This window comes from Allobosea sp. P4_H5, assembly GCF_056400825.1.
In genome coordinates, this window is record NZ_JBFUKM010000001.1 from 711,081 (window position 1) to 735,179 (window position 24,099).

Genomic DNA, 24,099 nt, shown 5'->3' on the forward strand with positions numbered 1-24,099 from the left:
CGCTAGAGCTCAGCGCGCCTTGAGCCAGCGCCCCAGCCGCGCGACCGCCTCCTCGCATTCGGCCAGCGAACCGGCGAAGGAGAGCCTGACTGTGCGCGCCCCGCGCCCCTCGTCGAAATCGAGCCCCGGCGTGATCGCGACGCCGGCATTTTCGAGAGCATCGCGGCAGAAGCTCATGGAATCGTTCGAATATCGGCCGATGTCGAGATAGATGTAAAAGGCGCCGTCGACCGGCAGGAAATCGCCCAGCCCGATCTCCGGCAGCGCCTTCAAAAGATAGGCACGGTTCTGCGCATAGCCGGCCTTGATCGCCTCGCATTCCTCGCCGGCGTCGAAGGCCGCCTCGCCGGCGACCTGGCTCAGCATCGGTACCGAGATCGAGAAATTCTGCTGCAGCCGCTCGATCACCCGCACCAGCCGCTCCGGCACCACCAGCCAGCCGACACGCCAGCCGGTCATGCAATAGTACTTGGAGAAGGAGTTGACGATGATCGCGTCGGGGTCGGCGGCGAGCGCCGTCGTCGCCGGCCGCTCATAGGTCAGGCCGTGATAGATCTCGTCGGAGATGTACCAGAGTCCGAGCCGCCGGCACTCGGCGGCCACCGCAGCGATAGCCTCGGGCGTCATCACCACGCCGGTCGGGTTGGCCGGGCTCATCGTCAGCACGCCGGCGAGCGGCTTTTCGGCATGCGCTTTGGCGATCAGCTCCGGCGTCAGCGCATAGCGCGTCTCCGGTCCAACGGGGATCGCGACCGGCTCGAGCCCGAGCGCGATCAGGATGTTGCGATAGGCCGGATAGCCCGGCGCCGTGATCGCGATGCGCGCGCCCGGCTCGAAGCAGGCGAGGAAGGAAAGGATGAAGCCGCCGGAGGAACCGGTCGTCACCACGACGCGCTCGGCCGGCACCTCGACGCCGTAGGTATCGCGATAATGCCGCGCGATCCGGGCCCGGAGCGAGCCGATGCCAAGCGCCTGGGTATAGCCGATCCGGCCGTCCTCCAGCGCCCTTGCCGCAGCAGCCCGGATGCTGGCCGGCGTCGCCGCCGAGGGCTGCCCGACCTCCATGTGCACGACCGAGCCGCCGCGCCGCTCGATCGCCTCGGCCGCATTCATCACATCCATGACGATGAAGGGCGAGACGCCCTGCGCGCGTTGAGCGGGCTTCGGCGCCGGCGGCAGGCCGGTAGCGGCGATGGTCATGGCGTCCTCGATAGCAGTCACGTTGCCCGAGCCATGCCCTGTGGGCGCGCCGACCGCAAGCGGCTCAGAGGTCGAGCGAGCCCTGCCGCGAAGACAGGACTCGTGCGCTCTCGCCGGATCTCAGCTCGCTATGGCGCACGATCGCGGCGCTCATGCTGACCCGGTAGCGCGCGCTCAGCGCGGTCGCGTCGAGCCGGCGCACCGCCGGCGTATCCGGAATCAGGAAGGCGGCCGCATAGCGCCGCGCCTGATACTCCATCGAGCGCAGCCTGGCCGAGACCCGCTCGGCCCGTCCGCCGGCCGGCCCCCGGTTCAGATTGCCCTCATGGCCGAGCAACGCATGGCCGACCTCGTGCGCAACCGTCATCAGCGCCCTGCCCTCGCCGCGTTCGGCTGACTGGAACACGGCCTCCGGAATCAGCAGCCGCCTGGCTTGTGAGTCCCATTGCGCCTCGGCCTCGCCGAGCGCGCCGTCCGGCACGCGCTCATGGGAGAATTCGGGATAGCGCGCCTTGAGCCTGCCCAGCAGAACAGCGACCTCGACGGCCTCGTCGTCGCTAAAGCCGAGCCCGCGCCGATGCGCCAGGGCGCGAGCGTCGATCTGCGCGTCGGTGAGGAAGGCATGGCGCATCGGCAGGCCTCCTGAGCCCGCCGATCATAGACCTCCCGCCATGTCGCCTCAATGAAGGCGTCAGCTCGCCAGGATCGCCTCGACGATCTCCTGGACATTCAGCGCTTCTTCCAGCGTCGCCAGCTGGTGCGGCTCGCCGCGCGCCAGCTTCGCCACGCCCTCGAGCTGCCGCTTCAATGCGACCGGACGCGCCTCGAGCTGCGTCAGGGCGTCCGGCGCCCGCTGCCAGGAACCGTCCGGCTGGCGCTGCTCGGCCAGCGACCAGTCGCAGAGCCGGATCGCGCCGCCCTCGCCTTCCAGCATCCAGATATTGTGGTCGTCCTTTGGCGTCGTGCCGACGCTGCCGGTCAGCGTCACCGGGATGTCGCCCGCCATCAGGCGCGCCTCGATCCGGCGTTCAGACTTGCCCGCCTCCGGGAAGGAGGCGCTCGCCTGCAGGCCGTGAAGCACCCCGCCCAGCCGGCGGCTCAGGAAGAGGAAATGCGAGACGACCTCGCGGGTGAAACCGCCCTGCTCGCGCCGGTCGAGCCAACCGGCCGCATCGGCCTGCCAGGAGCGCGGCCAGCTCGCGAAGGCGACCTCGATCACGATCCGCCGGTTGCCGCCGACGCCGCCGGCCCAGTCCTGCAATTGCGCGACCGCGGGCGAGGAGGCGAAGGGGAAATTGACCGCCCCGCGCCCACCCGCCTCGGCGACGAAGGCACGCGAATCCGCGACGTCGATCGCCAGCGGCTTCTCGCAGAACACGCTTTTCCCCGCCGCGAGCGCGGCGCGGGCATGGCCGAGATGGGAGGCCGGTGGCGAGGCGACGTAGACGCAGTCGCTGCCTGCGATCACGGCGGCCGCATCGGGCTTCTGCGCGACTTGCGGCAGCTCGCTGCCGATCCGCGCCAGCGCCTCGCCGGACGGGTCCCAGATCCCGGCGGCGCGCACCAGCTCCGGAGATTGCGCCAGGATCGCGCGCAGCATGCGCTCGCCCATGATGCCGGCGCCGATCAGGCCGATGGAAACGGGTGCGGACATGGCAAATCTCTCATCGCGTCAGGACGGACGCCGCATAGCAGCTCGGCAGCGCAACAGGCTACCCCGCCAGACGTTCGCCGCCCTTGCCCAGCTCGACCCGGTTCCGGCCCGAGGCCTTGCCGGCATAGAGCGCCGCATCGGCGCGCCGGTAGAGATCGACCGCCGTCTCCTGCCCGTCGAAGCCGACCGCCCCCATGCTGACGGTGATGTATTGCGCCGTCGGCGATGCCGCGTGCTCGATCCGGAGCTCGGCGATCGCCTGCGCAACCCGTTCCAGCCGCTCCTGCGCCTTCTGCGGCGCGGTGTCGTAGAGCAGCAGGCCGAACTCCTCGCCGCCGAGCCGCCCGACCATGTCCATCGGCGGGCGCAGCTTGCTGTCGATGGCGCGGGCGATCAGGGCGAGCGCGATGTCGCCGGCCTGGTGGCCATAGCGGTCGTTGTAGCGCTTGAAATGGTCGACATCGAGCACCGCGAAGACGACCGGCGACCGCTCGCGCCGCGCCTGCAACAGTGCCATCGCGACATGCTCCTCGAAGCCACGCCGGTTGGCGATGCCGGTGAGCGCATCGGACATTGCCCGGCTGTGCAGCATGCGGCGCAGCAGGAACTGGTCGCGCTCGGCCCTCTCGCGCAGCCAGGCACCGACGGCACTGACGAAAACGGCGAAGAACAGCAGGATCGACAACCGTCCGTGCTCGGCCAGTTGCGCCGGCTCGAGCATCAGCAAGCCGAGCACGGTGGTGAACACCGCGATCAGCAGGGCGATGCCCAAGCTCTGCAGGAAGGTCAGCCCGACAGGCAGGAACACGGCGGCGATGATCACGAGTTGCGCGATGTCGGCCTGCGGCAGGCCGCGCAGCTTGTACATGTTGGCGATGAAGGCGCAGGTCACGCCGATCAGCGCCAGCGCCAGCATGGTGAGGTGGTGATAGGCATGGGCCTGGCGGTTGCGGCGCACGATCCAGACCAGGCGCAGGATCACGGCGAGCGTCCCCAGCCGCAGCACGATCGCGAGCTCGACGAAGATGTCGCGGCTGCCGATCGCGACGAGGTTGTCGAGGCGCGTCAAGTCGAGCCCGATGAAGGTCAGCCAGATGCCGAGCGCCGTGATCAGGCAGACCAGGGTGCTGCGGTGCTGGTCGGCGCGCATATGCTGCCGATACTCGCGTTCCAGTACCGGCTCGAAGCCGAGGCCATCGAGGCGACGCGCCACCGTCCCGCCGCTCGGCGGTTCGCTCGCCGGCTCGGCATGCCTGGAGATCGGGTCGTGGCGTGGGGCGTGCACGCGCAGGACAATGCCGGCAACTGGCTAACGCCGCTTTGATGGCGGGTGCTGGGCACACAGCTTTCGCCCGACAGGGTTTCGCCCGCCTTGCCGCGATGGCCTGCATTCGACCGATTTCGGTGCCGCTTGACCCTCCACCAGATGGAGACGCTACGACGATCCCATGACCGCAAACGACCAATGCTACACCATCGGCGAGCTCGCTCGTCTCTGCGGAGTGCCCGTCCGGCGCATCCGCTTCTATTCCGACAAGGGGCTGCTGCCGCCGGCGACCCGCACCGTGGCGAACTACCGCGTCTATTCCAACGCCGACGCGGCACGGCTCGACCTGATCCAGGCCTTGCGGGCCATGGGCGTCGGCCTTGCGGCGGTCCGGGGCATCCTCGCCCGCAAGGGTTCGCTCGCCGAATTGCTGGCGCTGCGCCTGTCGGCGCTGGAAGCCGAAATCGCCGGCAAGCGCCGGATCGCCGCGACCTTGCGCGCCGCACTGCGCAATCCCGAACCCACCGCAGACGACATTCGGAGACTATGGACCATGACCAGCCTGTCCAATGCCGACATGCGCGCTTTGACCGAACGCTTCTATGACGAGGTCACCGGCGACAGGATGAACCCGGAATGGCGGCAGAAGGCGATCGCAGCCGGCGCGCCCGAACTTCCCGATGACCCGACGCCGGAACAGATCGACGCCTTCGCCGAACTCAGGGCGATGCTGTCAGACGAAGCTGCCATCGCCAGCGCCAAGGCCGATGCCGAGCTGATGTGGACGCCCGATTTCGACCCGGCCGCCTATCACGCCGCCGCCGAGCGCATCTTTGCCGACGTTCGCGGGGCGATGGCCGCAGGCGAGGCTCCGGACTCGGACAGAGGCCGCACCATCGCCGACGACTGGCTGGACGCCTCGGCCAAGGCGATGAAGCGCGAGCCCGACGAAGCCTTCCGCGCCTGGCATCTCGACCAGTATCGCCGCCATCATGAGCGCTCGCTGCGCTACCAACAGCTCCTCGCAACCTTGCGCGGCGAGGCTGCACCCGGCCGCGAATGGTGGTGGATCAATGAGGCGATGACGGCGCTCGCGCTCTAGCGAGAAGCTGCCGCGGCTTCCTCCGATCGCCGGCTGGGCTAAGACTGCGGCCAGCGATTCCCGTTGCGAGAGGGCGGCCGTGGACATCTTCGACAGGTTGAAGGCTGCCGCGGCAGCGGATTGGGCCTCTTACGTCGAGCACGACTTCGTCCGGCGGATGGGCGACGGCACGCTGCCCGAAGCCGCCTTCCGGACCTATCTCGTCCAGGACTATCTCTTCCTGATCCAGTTCGCCCGCGCCCATGCGCTGGCGGCCTATAAGAGCCGCAACCTCGCCGACATGCGCGCCGCCAAGGCCGGCTTGTCGGCGATCCTCGACCTCGAAATGGACCTGCATGTCCGGCTCTGCGGCCGCTGGGGCCTGTCGCCCGAGCAGTTGGAAGCCGCGCCCGAGCATCAGGCGACGGTCGCCTACACCCGCTTCGTGCTCGATTGCGGCGTCTCCGGCGACCTGCTCGACCTGCACGTCGCACTCAGCCCCTGCATCGTCGGCTATGCCGAGATCGGCGCCCGGCTCGCCAGGGAGCTCGGACCGGCGCTCGACAACCATCCCTATCGCGACTGGATCGGCGAATATGCCGGCGAGCCCTATCAGCAGGTCGCCCGCGATGCGCGCCGCCATCTCGACGCGCTGGCGGCGCGGGCGATGACGGAAGCGCGCTTCTCCGAGCTTGCCGCCCTGTTCGGCCAGGCTTCGAAGCTGGAGGCCGATTTCTGGCAGATGGGCCTCGACACGCCGCAAGCCTGAACCGTCTGGCCAGGAATGTCTGTGAGATCCCAGGCTATTTCGACTGATGCCGAGTGCATCGAGTCATCGCTTCATCGATTTCCGCAAGAGTGATCCTGCCGATCTCTGCGATGAAGACGATCCGAGTGTCGCCTCGCGCCTGCTCGTCGCGATCGAGAGGCGCCAGCGTGGCTCTCCCGCCCGCGAGCTGGAAGAGATATCGGTCATCGGGCTTCTCGATCGTCGCCAGAAATCCCTTCGCGCGAACGAGCCGGGGCGCGAGCCGGCCGACGGCTTGCTGAAACCCGGCGAGCGAGATCGGCGCGCTGGATGTCCAGTTGAAGCTTTCGAAACGGTCGATGCTCGGCCTCTTGGGGCGCGTCACCCGCGCGCGGGCCGTCCCGACCTCAGGAAAGACGAGATCGAGCGGAACATCGCCGCCGGTTGCCTCGATGAGGGTGGCCCGGCGGTTGATCTGCGACAGTGACCGACAGCGCTCGTCGAGAGATGGCCTGTCGATGAGGTCCCCCTTGCTGACGGCGAGAAGATCGGCGGCGCGCAGCTGGCTCAGGAACAGCGGGTCGCCGGGAGCCGCCTCCGGTGACGACGCATCGACAACGCAGAGCACCGTCTCCAATGGCGCTTCGCGCCAGATCACCGGGTCCATCAGGTTGCGGATGATGTCGTCCGGATCAGCCACCCCACTGGTCTCGATCACGATGGCTTCGGGGCGCGGGGTTCGCCGTAGCAGATTGGCGAGCGTCCGCAGCAGGTCGCCTTCCAGCGAGCAGCAGATGCAGCCATTGGCGAGGCTGACGACCCCGTCCTCCGCCCCGGCGATGAGCTCCGCATCGATATTGATCGCGCCGAAATCATTGACCACGGCGGCGATGCGTCGCCCGTCGGCCTGTTGCAGGATGCGATTGACCAGCGTCGTCTTGCCGGCTCCGAGAAAGCCCGTCACCAGCAGGATCGGAACCGGCATGGCCTTTAAGCCGCCGCGCCGAAGGGGCGGCGCACCGGCCGGCCCGGCCGGGCCGCGACATTCATGACCCCATCGGCGATGACCGGCTCGCCGCTGACGACAAGGTGCCGAACGCCCTCGGCGGGGCGGTTCATCGCCGAAAACTCCGCCCGATCCGTGAGCTGCGCCAGATCGAACACCACGACATCGGCATCGGCTCCAGCCTTCAGCCGGCCCTTGTCACGCATGGCCGGCGTGCTCGCGGCCAGGATCTCGGCGGGGATCAATGTGCACTTTGCGATCCCCTCCTGCAGGCTGACCGCCTGCCGCTCGCGCACCCAATGCCGCAGGAAGCGGGTGAAGGTGCCGGATGAGCGCGGATGCGAGGTCGCTTCATCAGGCAGCGGCCAGGCATCGCCGGTATAGGTCGATCCGTCCGGCATCGACCAGGGCATGGCGTCCGATGCGATCGCCCCGCCCGGATACAGGACCGAGAGGTCGAGCATGTCGCGATGGCGGGCGTTGTTCTCGGTGTCGAGCACATGCCACAGCACCAGCTGCGACGGGTCTTCCGATTGCGCCGAGAGCAGATCCTCGCGGTCCTGGATCCGGCGCCCGCTCGTGACGAGCTGGATCTGCTCGTAGCGGGTGTCGTTGCGGCGCTCGAATTCGGGGTCGCTGAAGAAGGCGGCCGCGATCACCGTCGAGCCCGTGCCGTAGGGATAGGCTTCCACCGTGATCGGCAGGCCCTGCTCCTGCGCCTGCTTGATCAGCCGCGCGCAGCGCACGACATCGGTCTTGCTGGAGCTGTTGAAGTGGCAGATGTGCATATGCGCGCCGGTCGCGCCGGCATAGCCGATCAGGCGGATATAGGCCTCGGCCGCACTCTTCGGGTCGGTGTTCGCCATATAGGCGATATGGGTGAAGGTCGGCACGCCGCGCTCGGCAGCGAGCTGGCAGAGCGCTGTCAGTTCCTGCACGCCGGCACCCGGAGCATAGGCGTTCAGGATGCCGATGCCGATGCCGCCCTCGTCGAGCCCGGCCGCGATGCGGTCGAGGATGTTCTGCTGCTCGGTGGGTGACGAGATATTGTCCATCCAGCGCGGATCGCGCATCGCACGTCCGAACGCTTCCAGGGACGATTCCTCGTTGATCCCGATCATCGCGCCGATCCGGGCGAAGGCCCAGTTCGTGGCGGCGCCGTAGTTCAGGATGCGGCCCTGCTCCGCTTGGCGGCGATACCAGGACGCCACCGGCAGCACGCCGGCCTCGAGATCCAGCGTCGTCGTGACACCGTCGAAGGCCTGCATGCGGTCGGCCGGGATCGACTGGCCATGGGCATGAAGGTCGATGAAGCCGGGAGCGACGACCAGCCCGCGCGCGTCGATCACGCGTTCGGCGCTGCCGAGGCCGGAGCCGATCGAGACGATTTTTCCGTCTGCGACGGCGACATCGGCGATGTCGTCATGGCCGCTTTCCGGATCGACGACGCGGCCACCCGTGATCAACAGTCCGCTCATCTGCTCTTGCCCTCATCCCTCAGTTGGCCCGCGATCAGTGACCGCGAACCAACCGATGTTGGCCGATCGGGAATTGCCGAGACAAGCGCGTTGCCGGTGAACCGCCTTGGCCAATAACGCATGCCGGATCGGCTGCTGGCCTACGAAGCGGGGGCAACCTCGCAGCCCCAAAATCAATGCGCTGGAACCTCGCCCAACCTTCTCCCGGATGGGAGAAGGTGGCGCGGAGCGCCAGATGAGGGCCTGCCATCTCGGCAGAAGGCCGCAACGGCTCCGTTGCGCTCCGATGATCAGCGGCGATCCCTCACTCCTGCCCCTCTCCGATCCGGGAGAGTGGTCCCCCGCGCCCTTGTCGTCACGCCTATCGGCATCGCCGCCGGCGACATCCTAAGCTGCTCGGTGGCGCGAAATTCGGGAGGGGTGATCGCGCGCTTAGGCATCGCGATCCGGAAGGTTGAAGCTATACAAACAAAGCCTACGTTTCCGGCTCAGTGTCCAACAGTAGTGCAACCCCGATTTTCCGCCGTCTGATGCGCGGGGATACCTGCTTAGTTGTTCGCCCGAACCACGCGATGAACTGATTTAACAGGTTGTCGATTTCCTGATCGAGGTGAGCAAAGGCCAATCTATTTGAAGTCGAGCGGAAGGCATCTCCCCATCCGCGCGTCTTCTTGTCGATCAGGATGAGCGTTTGGAGGAACATCGGCTGTGCACGCCGGGGAGCATGACCTGCCTTCTCGATAACCTTTTTGGCGTCGCGAATTGTATGCCGGAGCCCCTTGATAAATTTGAGCCGAGCTTCCTTGGATGGAGCGACGCTCTGATCATCGATCCGAAACGAGAGGAAAACGAACCCCTTGTTGACTTCGCCCATGGAGGCCTTTCCGGTCTGCTTCGTTGGCTCATGAGCTGTCAGACCGGCGTCAGTGAGCAGTTTCAAGGCTTGAGACCAAGCCTTGTCCGCAGCTTTTTTTGTTGGCGCCAAAATCACAAAATCGTCGAGATATCGAATCGTAGTGATGCCACGCCTGTTCATCTCTCTATCAAATTCTGCAAGGATTATATTTGCACACAACGCTGATAGAGCTGAGCCTTGCGGAACACCTTCGTCGTGAATCGGAAAAAGATCGAGATCTTTCCGAACGTCCTCTTCATTCGAAAGTTCGGTCTCAAGCGCTCGCATAAACAATGAAACAAAATCATGATCATCTATGCTGGCACGTAAGAAACTCTCAATTTTCGATTTTTTAATATCAGTGAAGAAATTAACTAAGTCAGACCGCACATACCACTTAGCTCCCGAACGAATAGCCGACCGTAGAAGCTGGACTGCCTCAGGGACACCCTTGTTTGGCAGACCCCCAACGCTTGTAGTACAAGCAATTACCTGAGGCAAATTACCGAGTTCTTTTCGGATCTTCGTATTCTCAGTTTGGCAAATATCAAGAATCGCTCGTTGAACAATACGATTAACAATCGGCGCGACCACAATTGGTCTTGGGCGCTTGCCTTTTCTAGGCTTGGCATAGGCGCGTTGAGGCTCGAAGACAAAGGTGCCTTTCCCAAGCCGCCTGCATATAGACGCAATTTCGCGCTGTGGATTCTCCCGAAATACCGCTAAGGCTTTTTGGGTTTTCTCATCTGGCGAACTTGCCGCGCGTCGTTCAACATGAAGCCAAGCACGTTGCAAGTGCGCGCGTGCTCGGACACGCTTGGCGAGGTTTATTACTCGTTTTGCCGCGTTGTGGGTCGGGCTCATCATCTGCCGCACATGCCCAGCCCTCAAGTCACTGGCGTCTCTTGGAGGTCGAACCCTGACCGTGGTCACGGTTCAACGCGATCCTCGCAGTGACCGACAAGCAGCCACTGTGACCGCGCCACCAATCACCAGCACCCGAAAGCCCGGCGACTGTCAGCACGAAAGAAACCATGATCAACGCCGCCGTAGCGACAGAGATCATCGCGCGCTTAGCGCGTTTTTGGGCGTGCTCATCAACTTTCCCCCAGCCTCGACCCTAACAGGTTTTTGGCGATGTCAAGCGGTTCGCTGGCCCGGCCTCCCCGCCCCCGGCTCTTTAGAAACCTATCCGCCGTTTGATGTTTGCACACGCTCAGTGCGGCAACGGCTTCGAGGTCACTCGACGAGGGCTGGCGTCTCTTGGAGGTCGAACCCTGACCGTGGTCACGGTTCAACGCGATCTTCGCGGTGACCGACAAGCAGCCACTGTGACCGCGCCACCAATCACCAGCACCCGAAAGCCCGGCGACTGTCAGCACAGAAGCGATACGCTAAACATGTGAAACAAATGAGGCAAATTCAAGGCGGTGGAGATGCGGATACGAATACAAACGGATATCAAAGCCGAATTGAGCGCTAGACACTTACGTCATAAGAATGAACCGACTTTATTTTTTTGGTATTCAAATCCCAGCAGCCTCCAACATAACTTTGCACGACGCACGTAATGGAAACGGCCGGAGCAAGCTCCGGCCGCCATAGGGCATCTCAACTGAAGTTAATCTTTATGAACACCCAGTCGTAGAGCCGCAGGTGTTGCACTTCAGGCAGGTGCCGTTGCGCACCAGCGTGAAGTTGCCGCACTCGCCGCAGCTGTCGCCGACATAGCCCTTCATGATCGCCTCGGCCCGGCGCTCCGACGCCGTCGGCTGGGCGGCCGGCGCGGCGAAGCCGAGCTTGCTCATCTCAACCTCGCCGAATTCCTCCGGCTCCTCCTTCAGCGCGGTTGCGCCGGCGGTGGCAAGGCCGGTGACAGTGCTCGTCGAGCGGGCGACCGCGTCATTGGCCGCAGCCCCGCCCTGGATGGCGAGCAGGTTGATCGGCTTGCCGCGGCGGAAGCCCGAGGAGGCCAGCGGGGTCGAGGTGATCGGCCCGGCCGCATCCGGCGCCCGGCCCTGCTCGACGCCGCCGCCCATCACGTCATGGCCGATCTCGCTGGGATCGACATGGGCGAGGTCGTGCCGGCCGAGATAGGAGATCGCCAGCTCGCGGAAGACATAGTCGAGGATCGAGGTCGCGTTCTTGATCGACTGGTTGCCCTGCACGAAGCCCGAGGGCTCGAACCGGGTGAAGGTGAAGGCCTCGACATACTCCTCAAGCGGCACGCCGTATTGCAGGCCGAGCGAGACCGCGATGGCGAAGTTGTTCATCATTGCCCGGAAGGCCGCGCCCTCCTTGTGCATGTCGATGAAGATCTCGCCGAGACGCCCGTCGGAATATTCGCCGGTGTGGACATAGACCTTGTGGCCGCCGACCACCGCCTTCTGGATGTAGCCGGTGCGACGCGCCGGCATCTTCTCGCGGTCGCGGACGCGCTCGACCCGCTCGACGATGCGCTCGACGATCTTTTCGGCGATCTGCGTGGCGCGCGCCGCCTGCGGCTGCTGGTAGAGCGCCTCGGTCACATCGTCGGCGTCGTCGTCCTCGTCGGCGATCAGGGCCGAGTTCAGCGGCTGCGACAGCTTCGAGCCGTCGCGGTAGAGGGCGTTCGCCTTCAGCGCCAGCTTCCAGGAGAGGAGGTAGGCGCTCTTGCAATCCTCGACGGTGGCGTCGTTCGGCATGTTGATGGTCTTCGAGATCGCGCCCGAGATGAAGGGCTGCGCCGCCGCCATCATGCGGATATGGCTCTCGACCGAGAGATAGCGCTTGCCGATGCGCCCGCAGGGATTGGCGCAGTCGAAGACGTTGTAGTGCTCCTTCCTGAGGTGCGGCGCGCCTTCCAGCGTCATCGCCCCGCAGACATGGACATTGGCGGCCTCGATCTCGGCCTTGCTGAAGCCGAGGAAGGGCAGCAGCTCGAACGACATGTCGCTGAGCTTCTCGGCCGGCACCTTCAGCGTGCCGGTGAGGAAGTCCTCGCCCAGCGTCCACTTGTTGAAGACGAACTTGATGTCGAAGGCGCTCTTCAGCCCCTTCTCGATCGCCTCGATCTTCTCGTCGCTGAAGCCCTTGGCCCGCAGCGAACCGGGGTTGATGCCGGGCGCCTGCTTCATCGAGCCATGGCCGACGGCATAGGCCTCGATTTCCGCGATATCGGCCTCGCGGTAGCCGAGTGCGCGCAGCGCATCGGGAACCGCGCCGTTGATGATCTTGAAGTAGCCGCCGCCGGCGAGCTTCTTGAACTTCACCAGCGCGAAATCGGGCTCGATGCCGGTGGTGTCGCAATCCATGACCAGGCCGATCGTGCCGGTCGGCGCGATCACGGTCGACTGGGCGTTGCGGTAACCGTGCTTCTCGCCGAGCGCCAGCGCCTCGTCCCAGCTCGCCTTGGCCCGTTCCGACACCGTCACCGAGGAGCCGCCGAGGCGTTCCAGCGTCGCATGGTCGAGCGGCACCGGCGTGACCTGCAGGCCCTCATAGCCCGAAGCCTGGCCATGCGCCGCGACGCGGTGGTTGCGGATGACGCGCAGCATATGCGGCGCGTTCTTCTTGTAGCCCGGGAACGGGCCGAGCTCGCCCGCCATCTCAGCCGAGGTCGCATAGGCAACGCCGGTCATGATCGCGGTGAGGCCGCCGGCGAGCGCCCTGCCCTCGTCCGAGTCGTAGCCGAGGCCCATGGTCATCAAGAGGCCGCCGATATTGGCGTAGCCAAGACCGAGCGTGCGGTACTCATAGGACAGCTCGGCGATTTCCTTCGAGGGGAACTGCGCCATCGTCACCGAGATCTCGAGCACGATGGTCCAGAGCCGGCAGAGATGCTCGTAACCGGCGACGTCGAAGGCCTTGGTCTGCCGGTCGTAGAACTGCAGCAGGTTGGCCGAGGCCAGGTTGCAGGCGGTGTCGTCGAGGAACATGTACTCCGAGCACGGGTTCGAGGCGCGGATGCGTCCCGAGGCCGGGCTGGTGTGCCAGTCGTTCATCGTGGTGTTGAAGTGCAGGCCGGGGTCGGCCGAGGCCCAAGCGGCGTAGCCGATCTTCTCCCAGAGGTCGCGCGCCTTCAGGGTCTTGGTGACCTTGCCGGTGGTGCGGCCGACGAGGTTCCAGTCGCCGTCATTCTCGACTGCGCGCAGGAAGTCGTCGGTCAGCGAGACCGAGTTGTTCGAATTCTGGCCGGAGACGGTGAGATAGGCTTCCGAATCCCAGTCGGTGTCGTAAGTGTCGAACTGGATCTCGGTATAGCCCTGCTTGGCGAACTGGATGACGCGCTTGATGTAGTTGTCCGGGACCAGCGCCTTGCGGGCGAGCTTGATCTCGCGCTTCAGCGCCGGGTTCTTCTCGGGGTCGAAGCAGGCATCGTCGGCGGCCTCGCAGTTCACGCAGGCCTTCATCACCGCCTTCATCGCCTTCTGGACGATCTTGGAGCCGGCGACGAGCGCCGCGACCTTCTGCTCCTCCTTCACCTTCCAGTCGATATAGGTCTCGATATCCGGGTGGTCGACGTCGACCACGACCATCTTGGCGGCGCGGCGGGTGGTGCCGCCCGACTTGATCGCGCCGGCGGCACGGTCACCGATCTTGAGGAAGGACATCAGGCCGGAGGAGCGGCCGCCACCGGCGAGCTTCTCGCCCTCGCCGCGCAGCATCGAGAAGTTCGAGCCGGTGCCGGAGCCGTATTTGAACAGGCGCGCCTCGCGCACCCACAGATCCATGATGCCGCCCTCGTTGACGAGGTCGTCCTGCACGCCCTGGATGAAGCAGGCATGCGGCTGCGGGTGCTCGTAGCTCGACTTCGACTTGACGAGCTTGCCGGTCTTGAAGTCGACGTAGAAATGGCCCTGGCTCGGGCCGTCGATGCCATAGGCCCAGTGCAGGCCCGTGTTGAACCATTGCGGCGAGTTCGGCGCGACCATCTGCGAGGCCAGCATAAAGCGCAGCTCGTCATGGAAAGCGTGGGCATCCTCCTCCGAGGAGAAATAGCCGCCCTTCCAGCCCCAATAGGTCCAGCAGCCGGCGAGCCGGTCGAAGACCTGCTTGGACGAGATCTCGGAGCCGAAGCGCTTGTCTTCCGGCAGCTTGGCGAGCGCGGCCTCGTCGGGAACCGAACGCCAGAGGAAGGACGGGACGTCGTTCTCCTCGACCTTCTTGAACGCGGCCGGGACGCCGGCCTTGCGGAAATACTTCTGCGCGAGCACGTCGCTCGCGACCTGCGACCAGGCCTCCGGCACCTCGATGCCCTCGAGGCGGAAGACGATCGAACCATCGGGATTGCGGATCTCGCTCACCGCCGAGCGGAACGGGATCGCCGAATAGGGCGACTGGCCAGCGGTGGTATGGCGGCGCTCGATGCGCATAAGCTTCGTCCCCAATGCTTGCCGCGGGCGTAGCAGACGCTCCGCGCGGCCGGTTGCTCACCGGCTCCTGATGTCAGTCCAACTCGGTTTGATGCCCCTGGATCCCGCGGCGGTGTCACCCCACCATCGGTTTCCTGATGCGGCCAGCCGGAGCACACACGTCGCCGTTCGCCGTCGCCATCTCTGGCGCGCCGCGGTGATCGCCTTGACCCGTCTGGGAACTCGTTTCGCGGGTCGAAAAAGGCGTCTCCGCCAACCGTCACGCGACCGTCAAAATTTAGTCCCGATTGGGTCGCGCCGTCAAGGATTAGTGCGGGGCGATAGGTGTGGATACGACATCTTGTAGGAAGATGTGGATCATGGGGATAAGTTTCAAGGCACCTGCTAAGCCCAAGGAATCACATGTGGAATCGCGGCGCCGTTGCGAGCTTGCAACGATCCTTGCCGGTGTGAAACCACTAAAATCCGCCGGACCATGGTTAACGGAGCGTCAACCGGACCCGGCAACCCCTACTAGTGGAAGCGCTCTCTGCAGGAGCAGCCACAAGTGCTTGAATCCGCGCGAAGCTTGGCCGGCTGGCGCGTTAGCGAGGCTCTGCGGAGGCGCTCCGAATCATGACCGAATCGTGGCGATGACCGCAGCGACGCTGCTGACGGGATTGGGCGTGCCTGCCGCCTAGCTGCAAGGGCAGCTGGAGGGCTCCCATGACCGACACCGTTTTCGAACTGCGGCGCTACACCCTGAAGCCCGGCGCGCGCGGCACCCTGATCGACGTCTTCGACAGCCATCTCGCCGAGACGCAGGAAGCGGTCGGGATGAGCGTCGTCTGCCAGTTCCGCGATCCCGCGGCGCCCGACCAGTTCGTCTGGTTCCGCGGCTTTCCCGATCAGGAGGCGCGGACCCGCGCCCTCCCCGCCTTCTATGGCGGCCCGGTCTGGGCGCAGCATGGCCCGGCCGCGAACGAGACCATGCTGGAATGGCACGATGTGCTGATGCTGAAGCCGGCAGCACCCGGCTCCGGCTTCGACACGCGCGGGCTCCGGCGGCTGCCGCCAGGCACCGTCGATCTCGAGGATGGTCATTCTCATCTCGCGGCTGTTCATCATCTCGAGCCGGACGCCACCGACGATGCAGCCGCGCTTGTCGCGAAGGAGATCGCGGATGCGGTGCGCGCCATCGGTGGTGAGGTCCTTGCCAGCCTGATCAGTGACCGCAGCGAGAACGGATTCGCACGCCTGCCCGTGCGCGAGGGCGAATGCGTCGCGGTCACGCTGATCCGGCCCGCGGTCCCCCAGGCGATACCGGCGCTCGAGGCGGCCCTGCGCGAAACGGCGCCAGGTACCGGCCGCGCCCCCGATATCGCCCGCCTCTTTCCGACCGCGCGCTCGCTCCTGCGCTAGAGTTTGAGCCTCGCGCCGCAGAGTCGCCGGGATTGGCCGGCCTGATGGCGTCCGTACGCCGGAGGCCGGATCGATGAATCGCCTGCTCGCCCTCATCGCGCTCTGCCTTTCAGTGCTGCCGGCCTGGGCAGAGCCTGGCCGGCACTGGCAGAGCATCGATCCGGCCTCTGCCGGCTGGTCCGCGACCGCGCTGCAGCCATTGCGAGACTATGCGGATTTGCGCAGGCCGACGGCCCTGATGCTGGTGCAGAACGGCGCCGTCCTTGCCTCCTTCGGCGATTCCGCGCGCAAGGTCGGCGTTGCCTCGGTGCGCAAGAGCCTGCTGAGCTCGCTCTATGGCAACGCCGTAGCCGATGGGCGGATCAGGCTCGACGCCACGCTCGCCGAGCTCGGCATCGACGAGAAGGCACCTGGGCTTGCCGATCAGGAAAAAGGCGCCACCGTCCGCGACCTGCTGACCGCCCGCTCCGGCATCTACCTGCCGGCGGCGCATGAGACGCCCGATATCAAGGAGAAGCGGCCGGCCCGCGCCAGCCACCCACCGGGCACGTTCTGGTTCTACAACAACTGGGATTTCAATGCCCTGAGCACGATCTATCGCCAGCGCACCGGCGAGGACATCTTCGAGGGCTTCGTCCGCCATATCGCTGCGCCGATCGGCATGGAGGATTTCTCCGCCAGGGATGGCCGCTACGCGCTGTCGCCGGTCTCGATCCATCCGGCCTATCCGTTCCGGCTGAGCGCGCGCGACCTCGCCCGTTTCGGCGTGCTCTTCGCCAATGGCGGCAGCTGGGAGGGGCGACAGCTCATACCCGCAGGCTGGGTCAGCGAATCGACCGCTCGCCATTCCGCAAGCGACCGGCCCGGCCGCGGCTATGGCTACATGTGGTGGACCCTGCCGGAGGACGGCTTCGGCAAGGGCGCGGCGCTCGCCTCCGGCTATGACGGGCAGCAGGTCGCCGTCATCCCGGGCAAGCGCCTGGTCCTGGTCCAGACCGCCGAATCCGGGAGCGACGGGAAAGGTCAGCGCACCCGTGACTTCATCGCGATGCTGCGCAAGATCGTGGCCGCGGCGCCGTAGCAATCGATGCCCGCAGCGCCCGGCCGCACTGGACATCACGGCCCTGCATCTTCATAAGTCGCGCGACGGCCCAAGGCCTGCGCGGACGCGAAGCGATGACCAAGACCCTGCTCCAGCTCTTCACTTGGTGGAACGGCCAGACCATCGGCACGAGGTTCCACACCTGGCGCTTCGGCGAGAAGGTCGGCGAGGATGAGTTCGGCAATGTCTACTACCGCACCAAGGGCGGCGTGAAGGACAAGGCGCTCGGCATCCAGCGCCGCTGGGTGATCTATAACGGCCCGATCGAGGCTTCGACGATCCCGTCGGGCTGGAACGGCTGGCTGCACCACACCGTCGACGTCGCCCCGTCCGAGGAAAAGTATACCCCGCGCGAATGGCAGAAGCCGCACCAGCCGAACCATACCGGCACGGCCCTGGCCTACCGCCCGCCGGGCTCCACGCTGGGCGAGAACAAGACTCCCGCCGCCACCGGCGACTACCAGGCCTGGACGCCAGGCCGCTGACAGGCGGACGAGGATGAAAGATCACACCGGCGGTACCACGCATCGCCGGTTTTTTTGTGCCCGGACGTAAGGGAACCGCGCCCGCTCTCGCCCGTTGATCCGCGCGCCACTCCGGCTAAGAGATCGATATGGGCCCTGATCGCACCGCTTCGGCTCGCGGGCCGCTCGACGCGCTGAATTTCTTCCTCGCCGATGTGCGCGACGGCCTCGGCCCCTATCTCGCGATCTACCTGTTGACGGTGCAGCACTGGGACGAAGCCTCGATCGGCTTCACGCTCTCGGCGGCGGGGATCGCCGGCATCATCGCGCAGACGCCCGCCGGCGCGCTGATCGATACGGTGCGGGCAAAACGCGCCGTGCTCGTCGCCGCGGCGGTCGCCATCACGGTCGCCTCGCTCGCCATTCCGCTCTTTCCCGGCCTGGTGCCCGTGACGATCCTGCAGGCGATCTCGGGGGTCGCCGGCGCGATATTCCCTCCGGCGATCGCCGCGATCACGCTCGGCATCGTCGGGCCGAAGGCTTTCGCCGCCCGGATCGGCCGCAACGAGGCCTTCAACCATGCCGGCAACGCTGTCGCCGCACTGCTCGCCGGTGCCCTCGCCTATTGGCTCGGCCCCGTCGCCGTCTTCTGGTTGATGGGGGCGATGGCCACGGCCAGCATCGTCGCCACGCTGAGCGTGCCCGCCGCCGCGATCGATCACGACGTCGCACGAGGCCTCGACAGCGCGTCCGCCGGCTCAGGCGAGGCGCGCCCGTCGGGTTTCAGCGTGCTTCTCGCCAGCCCGCCTTTGCTGGTCTTCGCTGCGTCGACCACGCTCTTTCATTTCGCCAATGCGGCAATGCTGCCGCTCGTCGGCCAGAAACTGGCGCTGGCCAATCCGGAGCTCGCCACGACGCTGATGTCGGCCTGCATCGTCGCGGCCCAGTTGGTGATGGTCCCGGTCGCCCTCGTCGTGGGCGCGAGGGCCGATCGCTGGGGCCGCAAGCCGATCTTCGCGGTGGCGCTGGCGGTGCTGTGCCTTCGTGGCCTGCTCTACCCGCTCTCGGATGCGACGCCCTGGCTGATCGGCGTCCAGCTGCTGGATGGCGTCGGCGCCGGCATCTTCGGCGCACTCTTTCCTCTCATCGTCGCCGATCTTACTGCCGGCACCGGCCATTTCAACGTCGCCCAGGGCGCCATCGCGACTGCGCAAGGCATCGGCGGCGCCTTGAGCACCTCTGTCGCCGGGGCGATCGTCGTCGGCTACGGCTATGGCGCGGCCTTCATCACGCTCGGCATCGCGGCCGGCGTCGCATTGGCGCTGCTGCTTCTGCTGATGCCGGAGCCCAGCGCCCGGACTATCGCGAAGGCAACCGCGCCATGAACGCCCGGATGCGCTCCGCGATCTCGCCGGCATGCGTCTCCAGCGCGAAATGGCCGGCATCGAACAGATGCACCTCGGCGTCCGGCACCTGCTGCTTCAGATAGTCGACCCCCTTGAGCGTGAAGAACGGATCGTTCTTCCCCCAGACGATCAGCATCGGCGGCTGGCGTTCAGCGAGGTAGCGCTGCCAGGCCGGATAGGCCGCGAAATTGCTCTGGTAGTCGTGCAGCAGCTGCAGCTGGATCTCGCGATTGCCCGGCCGATCCAGCCCGGCCTGATCCATCGTCCAGGCATCGGGCGAGAGCCGCTCGGCCCGCGTGGCGCCATGGACGTACTGGAAGCGCGTCGTCTCCGGCTTCAGCAGGTCAGCGAAGGGCTTCTCGGTCTCGGCATTGCGCTCGCGCCAGAACGACGCCATCGGCGCAGTCACATCCGCGCTCCAGCCCTCGGCATTGGCGACCGCGTTCTGCACGATCAGCCCACGCACGCGCTCCGGCCGGCGCAGTGCCAGGCGGAACCCAACCGGTCCGCCATAATCCTGCAGGTAGAGCACATAACTCTTCAGCCCGAGCCGGTCGACCAGCGCTTCCACCACATCGGCGAGGCGGTCGAAACGATAGTCGAACTCGGCCGGCGCCGGCGCGCCGCTGTGGCCGAAGCCGGGATAGTCCGGCGCGATCACCCGGTACTGCCCGGCCAGGCGCGGAATCAGGTCGCGAAACATGTGCGAGGAGGATGGGAAGCCGTGCAGCAGCAGCAGCGCCGGCGCGTCCTGCGGCCCGGCCTCGCGATAGAAGATCTCGGTGCCGGCGATCGTGGCGGTGCGGAAATGGGTCGGAACGGGCTCGGCAGCTGTCACGGACGTCATGGCGAGAACTCCAGCGGCAAGGGTGATGGCGGCAAGGCGGCAGAGGGAGCGGGTCATTGTGAGAGACGTAACCTCTGTTTGTATCTTTCAACGGTGTCACTTGATTTGACACCTGTCAATAGATAAATAAACGGTTACAAACTGACATGTCCCTCCGAGGTCCGAAATGGCGTCCGCGACAGAGGCTTCCAGCGAATTCCGCGACGGCTTTCCCTTCGTCGGCGGCGCGACATGGCTGGATCTGCTCAACACCACGCCGGCCGGCGAAACCGGCCCCCAGGAGCTGATCGATGGTCCCGAGCGGGCATTGGCCTGGCTGAGAGCGGCCGGGCTCGGCGATGCGGCCGGAGATGCAGACGAGGCAATGGCCGATCTGCGCGCCCTGCGCGCGGAACTGCGGCCGGTCTTTGAGAAGCTTGAGGCAGGCCGACCGCTGTCCGATGCGGTTCTGACGTCAGTCAACCGCCGGCTGGCCGGCCTCAACGGCCACCATGTCCTGCAGCGTGGCGAGCATGGACCAACGCTCGGATTCGCGTTCGATCCCGCCGGGCCCGCCGCACTGATCGCGTTCGATCTCGCCCGTTTCGTCTGCGAGGCCGAGCCGGTGCGGCTGAAGCGCTGCGCTGCCGATCATTGCACGCTCGTCTTCTACGATCGCGGCCGCAACAACACCCGGCGCTGGTGCACGATGAGCCTCTGCGGCAACCGCGACAAGGTCGCCCGCTTCCGCGCCAGGCGCGCTACGCGTTAGAGCCGGATCCGATCGGGTTGAATCAACCTGATCGGATCCGGCTCTTGCTTTGAGTTTGGAGCCCGCGCAGCCGGAAAGGCCGCGCCGCCGTGCCTCAGCCTGCTCCGCCGACGAAATCGACCAGCAGCTTGACGTTGAGCGCCGCGATCACCACCGCGATCAGATAGGCGAAGGCGACGAGCCAGCGCGGCGCGACGAGCTCGCCCATCTTGGCCTTGTCGGCGGTGAACATCACCAGCGGGAAGACGGCGAAGGAGAGCTGCAGGGAGAGCACGACCTGGGTCAGGATCAGGAGGCGCGCCGTGCCGGAATCGCCGTACCAGATCGTCACCGCCGCCGCCGGTATGATGGCGATGCCCCGCGTGATCAGCCGGCGCAGCCAGGGCGCCAGCCTGATCTTCAGGAAGCCTTCCATCACGATCTGGCCGGCGAGCGTCGCCGTCACCGTCGAGTTGATGCCGCAGCAGAGCAGCGCGATGCCGAACAGGGTCGGTGCGATCGCCATGCCCAGCAGCGGGCCGAGCAGCTTGTGCGCATCGCCGAGTTCGGCGACCTCGGTCTGGCCGGTCTTGTAGAATGTCGCCGCTGCCAGGATCAGGATCGAGGCGTTGATCAGGAGCGCGAACATCAGCGCGACCGTCGAATCGATCGTGGCGAATTTCAGCGCCTGGCGCTTCTCCGGCAGGGTTTCGCCATAGGCGCGCGTCTGCACGATGCCCGAGTGCAGATAGAGGTTATGCGGCATCACCGTCGCGCCAAGGATGCCGAGCGCCAGATAGAGCATCTCCGGATTGGTGACGATCTCGGTGGTCGGCGCAAAGCCGCGGATCACCTGCCCCCAATTGGGATCGGCGAGCGCGATCTGGATGGCGAAACAGACCGCGATCACGCCGAGCAGCGTGATGATCAGCGCCTCGACCCAGCGGAAGCCGAGCCGCTGCAGATAGAGGATCAGGAAGACGTCGAGCGCCGTGATGATGACGCCGAGCTCGAGCGGGATGCCGAAGATCAGGTTGAGGCCGATCGCGGTGCCGATCACCTCGGCGATGTCGGTGGCGATGATCGCGGTCTCGGCGAGGAACCAGAGCGCATAGGCGACGGGCTTGGGGAAAGCGTCGCGGCAGGCCTGGGCGAGATCGCGGCCGGAAGCGATGGCGAGCCGCGCGCAGAGCGACTGCAGCACGATCGCCATGATGTTGGAGACCAGCGCGACGACGAGCAGCGTGTAGCCGAACTTGGAGCCACCAGCGATCGAGGTCGCCCAGTTGCCCGGGTCCATATAGCCGACGGCGACGAGATAGCCCGGCCCGACGAAGGCGGCGGCACGGCGCCAGCCTGGTCCCGAGTTACGCACCGCGATCGAGCGATGGACATCGGCCAACGAGGCCTCGCCCCGCTCATTGCGCCAGCCTGCGGGCAACTTCTCGACCCGAGCGTCCATGCTTGATCCAAATCCTGCTCTTGCAATGCATTCGCAGGATAGAGAATTGCAAACGGTTCGCAAGAGCGAAAACCTTACTCGACATGCGTCTCGATGCCGGCTCTGCCCAAGGAAACGCATGACCGGCGACGGAGCGTCGTCGCAGCTTTCGGTGCGAGCCTGGGCTTTGAGTGCCTTCCCGCCCTTTTTCCGCTGCGATTGCCGTGCTACTGCGCCCCATCGCGGCTCGGGCCCGCTTGAAGAGAATCGCATACCGGCATGCCTTCGCTCCGCAGGATCCTCGCCCTCGCCGCCGTCTCCGGCGCAGCGCTCGCACTGGCCGTCCCCGCCAAGGCCGACCGCATCCGCAATCCGACGGCGGTCTTCGCCGGGCTCGACAAGATCACCGGCCGGATCATCTCCTTCGAGGTGGCGATCGACGAGACCGTGCAGTTCGGCGCGCTGCAGATCACGCCGCGCATCTGCTGGACCCGCCCGCCGACCGAAGCACCGCAGACGACCTCCTTCACCGAGGTCGACGAAGTCACCTTCAACAACGAGTACCGGCGGATTTTCACCGGCTGGATGTATGCGTCCAGCCCCGGCCTGCATGGCGTCGAGCACGCGATCTACGATGTCTGGCTGACCGACTGCAAAGGCGGCACCGAGCTGGTGGTCGATCCGAAGGAGCCGGAGACCGCGCCCCCGCCTCTCACTCCCGAGCAGCGTCGCCCGGCCCGTCCCGCCCAGCAGACGCCGCCGCCGAACCAGCGCATCGACGTCGCCCCGCCGCAGGGCGTGCCGGTGCAGCCGCGCCAGACGCCGTCGCAACGCTTCTTCCCGACCAACCCGGTCCAGGGCCGCGACCCGGCAGGCAACAACTGACCATGGCGCGGGTCACCGGCATTGGTGGCCTGTTCTTCCGCGGTCGCGACCCGCAGGCTCTGTCGGCCTGATACGAGCTTCATCTCGGCATCGCCGACATGAGCAAGGCGGTGTGGAGCCAGGAAGCCGGCCCGACCATCTTCGGCCCTTCGCTGCAACGACGGACTATTTCGGCAGGCCGGACCAGCAATGGATGGTCAATTTCCGCGTCGACGATCTCGATGCGATGATGGCTCCGCGCCGCCGGCATTGCGGTCGAGACCCGACCAGAATGGGATTCGGAAGTCGGCCGCTTCTGCCACATCCACGATCCCGAGGGCAATCCGATCGAGCTCTGGGAACCCTCGCCGATGGCAAGCGGCGGACAGGCGACCTGATCGGCTCTCAGCCGGACAGCTCCGCGAGCGCCTCGCCGCCGGTGACCGCCTGCCCGGCGGGCCAGGCCCACCAGTCGCCATCGGCCGCGACCGCCGTGTCGAGCAGTTCGCGATAAGCCTCGCGCGGGACCTCGCGCGTGCCGAACTGGGAGAGATGCGCGGTCTGGAACTGGGTATCGAGCAAGCGGTAGCCGCCGCGCCGGAGCCGGGCGATGAGATGGACCAGCGCCACCTTCGAGGCGTCGGTCTCGCGGTGGAACATGCTCTCGCCGAAGAAGGCACCGCCCAGCGACAGGCCATAGAGCCCGCCGACCAGCCTGTCCTCGCGCCAGCATTCGACGGTGTGTACATAGCCGAGATGGAAGAGCTCGCCATAGAGCGCCCGGATGCGGCCATTGATCCAGGTCTCGGCCCGGTCCGGCCGACTTTCGGCGCAGGCCGCGATCACACGGGCGAAGTCGTGGTCGATCCGGATCTCGAAACGATCGGAGCGGACAGTGCGCGCCAGCCGACCCGGCAGATGGAAGGCGTCGAGCGGGATGATGCCGCGGATTTCCGGCTCGACCCAGAACAGGCCGGGATCGTCGGCGCTCTCCGCCATCGGGAAGACGCCGGCCGCATAGGCACGCAGCAGGATATCCGGCGTGATCGCCGGCGCGCGCGCGGGTATGGAACGGGCCTTCATGCGGCGATGGGAGCGCGGGTCGGCGGTTGAGTCAAACGTTGACCGTCATTCTCGGGCGAAGCGAAGCGCAGACCCGCG

General features: G+C 66.0%; 19 protein-coding genes and 1 pseudogene. 9 read left to right on the forward strand and 11 right to left on the reverse strand.

Going from position 1 to position 24,099, the window contains the following annotated elements; genetic code table 11:
• Nucleotides 1–9: 9 nt before the first annotated feature.
• The 4 genes from AC1DS0_RS03375 to AC1DS0_RS03390 all read right to left on the reverse strand — a co-directional run bounded on the left by AC1DS0_RS03375 (nt 10) and on the right by AC1DS0_RS03390 (nt 4,139).
• Nucleotides 10–1,200: a pyridoxal phosphate-dependent aminotransferase gene (locus AC1DS0_RS03375; protein ID WP_476812959.1), complete on the reverse strand. Its 1,191-nt coding sequence runs from the start codon at nt 1,198–1,200 to the stop codon at nt 10–12.
• Nucleotides 1,201–1,264: 64 nt separating this feature from the next.
• Nucleotides 1,265–1,831, reverse strand: coding sequence for an ImmA/IrrE family metallo-endopeptidase (locus AC1DS0_RS03380; protein ID WP_476812960.1), 567 nt, complete (start codon nt 1,829–1,831; stop codon nt 1,265–1,267).
• Between the two features lie 60 nt (nt 1,832–1,891).
• Nucleotides 1,892–2,854, reverse strand: coding sequence for a Gfo/Idh/MocA family protein (locus AC1DS0_RS03385; protein WP_476812961.1), 963 nt, complete (start codon nt 2,852–2,854; stop codon nt 1,892–1,894).
• A 58-nt stretch (nt 2,855–2,912) separates the two neighbouring features.
• A complete protein-coding gene (locus tag AC1DS0_RS03390; protein WP_476812962.1) occupies nt 2,913–4,139 on the reverse strand; it encodes a GGDEF domain-containing protein in 1,227 nt (408 codons plus the stop codon).
• Nucleotides 4,140–4,302: 163 nt separating this feature from the next.
• Between AC1DS0_RS03390 and AC1DS0_RS03395 the strand changes: the two genes are divergently transcribed.
• On the forward strand, nt 4,303–5,223 hold the full coding sequence (locus AC1DS0_RS03395; protein WP_476812963.1) for a MerR family transcriptional regulator: 921 nt from the start codon (nt 4,303–4,305) through the stop codon (nt 5,221–5,223).
• Between the two features lie 79 nt (nt 5,224–5,302).
• On the forward strand, nt 5,303–5,971 hold the full coding sequence (tenA, locus tag AC1DS0_RS03400; RefSeq protein ID WP_476812964.1) for a thiaminase II: 669 nt from the start codon (nt 5,303–5,305) through the stop codon (nt 5,969–5,971).
• Nucleotides 5,972–6,005: 34 nt separating this feature from the next.
• On the opposite strand, the gene AC1DS0_RS03405 is transcribed toward tenA, so the two are convergent.
• From AC1DS0_RS03405 to AC1DS0_RS03420, 4 genes are all read right to left on the reverse strand, one after another.
• Complete coding sequence (locus AC1DS0_RS03405; protein ID WP_476812965.1) at nt 6,006–6,935, reverse strand: CobW family GTP-binding protein; 930 nt, start codon at nt 6,933–6,935, stop codon at nt 6,006–6,008.
• 5 nt (nt 6,936–6,940) lie between these two features.
• Nucleotides 6,941–8,434 carry an amidohydrolase family protein gene (locus AC1DS0_RS03410; RefSeq protein WP_476812966.1) on the reverse strand — a complete coding sequence of 498 codons (1,494 nt, stop codon included), beginning with the start codon at nt 8,432–8,434 and terminating at the stop codon, nt 6,941–6,943.
• Nucleotides 8,435–8,909: 475 nt separating this feature from the next.
• On the reverse strand, nt 8,910–10,193 hold the full coding sequence (locus AC1DS0_RS03415; protein WP_476812967.1) for a reverse transcriptase domain-containing protein: 1,284 nt from the start codon (nt 10,191–10,193) through the stop codon (nt 8,910–8,912).
• A 764-nt stretch (nt 10,194–10,957) separates the two neighbouring features.
• On the reverse strand, nt 10,958–14,683 hold the full coding sequence (locus tag AC1DS0_RS03420) for a vitamin B12-dependent ribonucleotide reductase (RefSeq protein WP_476812968.1): 3,726 nt from the start codon (nt 14,681–14,683) through the stop codon (nt 10,958–10,960).
• A gap of 705 nt (nt 14,684–15,388) precedes the next feature.
• Here AC1DS0_RS03420 and AC1DS0_RS03425 point away from each other — a divergent pair.
• The 4 genes from AC1DS0_RS03425 (at nt 15,389) to AC1DS0_RS03440 (ending at nt 19,035) form a co-directional block, all read left to right on the forward strand.
• Nucleotides 15,389–16,084 carry an NIPSNAP family protein gene (locus tag AC1DS0_RS03425; RefSeq protein WP_476812969.1) on the forward strand — a complete coding sequence of 232 codons (696 nt, stop codon included), beginning with the start codon at nt 15,389–15,391 and terminating at the stop codon, nt 16,082–16,084.
• A 73-nt stretch (nt 16,085–16,157) separates the two neighbouring features.
• Entirely contained in the window at nt 16,158–17,165 is a 1,008-nt protein-coding gene (locus AC1DS0_RS03430; RefSeq protein ID WP_476812970.1) for a serine hydrolase domain-containing protein, read from the forward strand.
• 95 nt (nt 17,166–17,260) lie between these two features.
• Complete coding sequence (locus AC1DS0_RS03435; protein WP_476812971.1) at nt 17,261–17,671, forward strand: NADH:ubiquinone oxidoreductase subunit NDUFA12; 411 nt, start codon at nt 17,261–17,263, stop codon at nt 17,669–17,671.
• A 128-nt stretch (nt 17,672–17,799) separates the two neighbouring features.
• Nucleotides 17,800–19,035 (forward strand): MFS transporter, encoded by a 1,236-nt coding sequence (locus tag AC1DS0_RS03440; protein ID WP_476812972.1) that lies wholly within the window; start codon nt 17,800–17,802, stop codon nt 19,033–19,035.
• Here the strand turns inward: AC1DS0_RS03440 and AC1DS0_RS03445 are convergent.
• Nucleotides 19,010–19,903 carry an alpha/beta fold hydrolase gene (locus AC1DS0_RS03445; protein ID WP_476812973.1) on the reverse strand — a complete coding sequence of 298 codons (894 nt, stop codon included), beginning with the start codon at nt 19,901–19,903 and terminating at the stop codon, nt 19,010–19,012. The two genes, AC1DS0_RS03440 and AC1DS0_RS03445, sit on opposite strands and share 26 nt — an antisense overlap.
• A 166-nt stretch (nt 19,904–20,069) precedes the next feature.
• Here AC1DS0_RS03445 and AC1DS0_RS03450 point away from each other — a divergent pair, with 166 nt between their 5' ends.
• Entirely contained in the window at nt 20,070–20,654 is a 585-nt protein-coding gene (locus AC1DS0_RS03450) for a CGNR zinc finger domain-containing protein (protein WP_476812974.1), read from the forward strand.
• A 94-nt stretch (nt 20,655–20,748) separates the two neighbouring features.
• On the opposite strand, the gene AC1DS0_RS03455 is transcribed toward AC1DS0_RS03450, so the two are convergent.
• Nucleotides 20,749–22,095, reverse strand: coding sequence for an Nramp family divalent metal transporter (locus AC1DS0_RS03455; RefSeq protein WP_476812975.1), 1,347 nt, complete (start codon nt 22,093–22,095; stop codon nt 20,749–20,751).
• Between the two features lie 258 nt (nt 22,096–22,353).
• Here AC1DS0_RS03455 and AC1DS0_RS03460 point away from each other — a divergent pair, with 258 nt between their 5' ends.
• Together AC1DS0_RS03460 and AC1DS0_RS03465 are read left to right on the forward strand one after the other, a co-directional pair.
• Nucleotides 22,354–22,959, forward strand: coding sequence for a DUF2155 domain-containing protein (locus AC1DS0_RS03460; protein WP_091828605.1), 606 nt, complete (start codon nt 22,354–22,356; stop codon nt 22,957–22,959).
• Between the two features lie 2 nt (nt 22,960–22,961).
• Nucleotides 22,962–23,336, forward strand: a pseudogene (locus tag AC1DS0_RS03465) (VOC family protein).
• 7 nt (nt 23,337–23,343) lie between these two features.
• On the opposite strand, the gene aat reads toward AC1DS0_RS03465, so the two are convergent.
• Entirely contained in the window at nt 23,344–24,021 is a 678-nt protein-coding gene (gene aat, locus AC1DS0_RS03470) for a leucyl/phenylalanyl-tRNA--protein transferase (RefSeq protein ID WP_476812976.1), read from the reverse strand.
• Nucleotides 24,022–24,099: the final 78 nt, after the last annotated feature.

What these genes read in the sequence shown, in the direction of transcription:
- AC1DS0_RS03375 (WP_476812959.1), bottom strand. Translation starts at nt 1,200, where the DNA reads ATGACCATCGCCGCTACCGGCCTGCCGCCGGCGCCGAAGCCCGCTCAA.
- AC1DS0_RS03380 (WP_476812960.1), bottom strand. Translation starts at nt 1,831, where the DNA reads ATGCGCCATGCCTTCCTCACCGACGCGCAGATCGACGCTCGCGCCCTG.
- AC1DS0_RS03385 (WP_476812961.1), bottom strand. Translation starts at nt 2,854, where the DNA reads ATGTCCGCACCCGTTTCCATCGGCCTGATCGGCGCCGGCATCATGGGC.
- AC1DS0_RS03395 (WP_476812963.1), top strand. Translation starts at nt 4,303, where the DNA reads ATGACCGCAAACGACCAATGCTACACCATCGGCGAGCTCGCTCGTCTC.
- AC1DS0_RS03405 (WP_476812965.1), bottom strand. Translation starts at nt 6,935, where the DNA reads ATGCCGGTTCCGATCCTGCTGGTGACGGGCTTTCTCGGAGCCGGCAAG.
- AC1DS0_RS03410 (WP_476812966.1), bottom strand. Translation starts at nt 8,434, where the DNA reads ATGAGCGGACTGTTGATCACGGGTGGCCGCGTCGTCGATCCGGAAAGC.
- AC1DS0_RS03415 (WP_476812967.1), bottom strand. Translation starts at nt 10,193, where the DNA reads ATGAGCCCGACCCACAACGCGGCAAAACGAGTAATAAACCTCGCCAAG.
- AC1DS0_RS03420 (WP_476812968.1), bottom strand. Translation starts at nt 14,683, where the DNA reads ATGCGCATCGAGCGCCGCCATACCACCGCTGGCCAGTCGCCCTATTCG.
- AC1DS0_RS03425 (WP_476812969.1), top strand. Translation starts at nt 15,389, where the DNA reads ATGACCGACACCGTTTTCGAACTGCGGCGCTACACCCTGAAGCCCGGC.
- AC1DS0_RS03430 (WP_476812970.1), top strand. Translation starts at nt 16,158, where the DNA reads ATGAATCGCCTGCTCGCCCTCATCGCGCTCTGCCTTTCAGTGCTGCCG.
- AC1DS0_RS03435 (WP_476812971.1), top strand. Translation starts at nt 17,261, where the DNA reads ATGACCAAGACCCTGCTCCAGCTCTTCACTTGGTGGAACGGCCAGACC.
- AC1DS0_RS03440 (WP_476812972.1), top strand. Translation starts at nt 17,800, where the DNA reads ATGGGCCCTGATCGCACCGCTTCGGCTCGCGGGCCGCTCGACGCGCTG.
- AC1DS0_RS03445 (WP_476812973.1), bottom strand. Translation starts at nt 19,903, where the DNA reads ATGACGTCCGTGACAGCTGCCGAGCCCGTTCCGACCCATTTCCGCACC.
- AC1DS0_RS03450 (WP_476812974.1), top strand. Translation starts at nt 20,070, where the DNA reads ATGGCGTCCGCGACAGAGGCTTCCAGCGAATTCCGCGACGGCTTTCCC.
- AC1DS0_RS03455 (WP_476812975.1), bottom strand. Translation starts at nt 22,095, where the DNA reads ATGGACGCTCGGGTCGAGAAGTTGCCCGCAGGCTGGCGCAATGAGCGG.
- AC1DS0_RS03460 (WP_091828605.1), top strand. Translation starts at nt 22,354, where the DNA reads ATGCCTTCGCTCCGCAGGATCCTCGCCCTCGCCGCCGTCTCCGGCGCA.
- aat (WP_476812976.1), bottom strand. Translation starts at nt 24,021, where the DNA reads ATGAAGGCCCGTTCCATACCCGCGCGCGCGCCGGCGATCACGCCGGAT.